Annotated in this window: 1 protein-coding gene; it reads right to left on the reverse strand. The window is 68.5% G+C overall.

The genetic code is table 11. The annotated features are described in order from the left end of the window. Positions 1 to 417 precede the first annotated feature (417 nt). The gene (locus D0D37_RS46360; protein ID WP_116206902.1) at positions 418 to 1,017 is read right to left on the reverse strand and encodes a TetR/AcrR family transcriptional regulator; all 600 of its coding nucleotides are present in this window, start codon (positions 1,015 to 1,017) and stop codon (positions 418 to 420) included. Positions 1,018 to 1,155: the final 138 nt, after the last annotated feature.

The raw sequence follows: 1,155 nt of genomic DNA on the forward strand, positions 1-1,155 counted from the left end.
CCATGGAGCGGAGGGTGGGGGTTGAGGTGGGCAGTCGGGTGGAGGTGGCGGAGGCGTTGCCCGTTGAGTGGGATCCGTACTCGCGGACGCTTAGCTGATCGGCTCGTCGCCTGGCGGCGACATTGCGTTTTGAGCGGTTGCGTGGGGCACCCCGAAGCTGATTGTGCTGACGGTCCGGGGGTGCTTGTCAAGGCGGGAAAGATGCCTTGACAAGCACCCCCGGACCGCAGAGGAGGCTTCGTATCGGGGTGCGGGGGTGGTGTGGGTGCCTGGCTGGGCTGGGTGCGCTGGCTGCGGTTCACGGACCGTTGCTGGTCGTGAGGGGAACCCTGAGGGACTCAGAGTCCGTGAAGGTTCCCCTCACGGACGGACTGGCGGGAGGGGGCGGCCATCTGGGGCTGGATCTCCTGATTCCGCCTATTTCGGGAACAGGGGGACGGTCAGGAGAGTTTCCAGAGAGAGGCGGAGGGAACCGACTGCATCGACTTGCGTGGGGGTGGTGAGCCACTGGACCTGGAGGCCGTCCATCAATGCGATGAAGGTGAGTGCCGCCAAGTCCGGGTCTACGCCGGGGCGCAGCTCGCCTGTTTCAGCGAGCGCGTGGAACGACCGGGCGATGCTTTCGCGGGCCTCGCGGTAATGGCGGGCGAAGTAGGCGTGTGCGGGGTGGTCTTCCGAGACTGCTTCTGCGGCCAGGCGCGAGTACACCTCGACGATGCCTCGGTGGCGGACGTTGTGCTCGGCCAGCGCGATGAAGCGGCGCAGGACGTCCAGGCCGGGCGCGGCGGCGGTCAGCTGCTCGCGCACCGCGTCCTCGGCGTCCCGGCGTTCCAGGACCGCTGCGAGCAGCGCTTCCTTCGTCGGGAAGTGGTACAGCAGCCCGGCGTGGGTGATGCCGGCTCGTTTGGCGATTTCCCGCAGCGACGACGCGTGGTAGCCCGCCTCGCCGTACACCGCGGCGGCCGCCGAAACGAGGTCGTCCCGGCGGATTCTGCCCTTCAGGTAGCCCCCGCTCACGAGGCGGCGCTCGGTTCGGCTTCCACCCGCCCATCATGCCCCAGCCTGATTTTCCCTGCCCGCACCCGTGTTCCTGCCTGGACCCGACCCCCGAAGAGGAGCCGAGCCCGATGACCGAGCTTTCCCCGCCCCCGGTGC

Origin of the sequence: Amycolatopsis circi, from assembly GCF_003385235.1 — a bacterium.
Taxonomy (GTDB): Bacteria; Actinomycetota; Actinomycetes; order Mycobacteriales; family Pseudonocardiaceae; genus Amycolatopsis; species Amycolatopsis circi.